1 protein-coding gene is annotated in these 299 nt (G+C 59.2%); it reads left to right on the top strand.

From position 1 onward, the window contains the following. Nucleotides 1-259, top strand: a 259-nt coding sequence (locus AC0L3K_RS40815; protein ID WP_473368235.1) for an IS30 family transposase, incomplete at its 5' end; no start/stop codon positions are given. Between the last annotated feature and the right edge of the window lie 40 nt (nt 260-299).

The raw sequence follows: 299 nt of genomic DNA, 5'->3' as shown, positions 1-299 counted from the left end.
AGCCGAAATGGCTCAGCACGATCGTCTCAAGATCGATGCGGGTATCCAGGTCTACTTCTGCGACCCGCAAAGCCCATGGCAGCGCGGCACTAACGAGAACACCAACGGGCTGCTGCGGCAGTACTTCCCGAAAGGCACGGACCTGAGCATCCACAGCGCCGAAGAGATATCCGCTGTGGCAGCGGCCCTCAATGCCCGACCGCGGAAGACACTAGGCTGGAAAACGCCGGCGGAGGCGCTTGACGATCTTCTGTTATGAGTGAAAGTAACTGGTGTTGCGACGACCGTTTGAATCCGCC

It is taken from the genome of Bradyrhizobium sp. MI1.10 (assembly GCF_055811035.1).
This window is presented reverse-complemented; position numbering and strand designations above follow the sequence as displayed.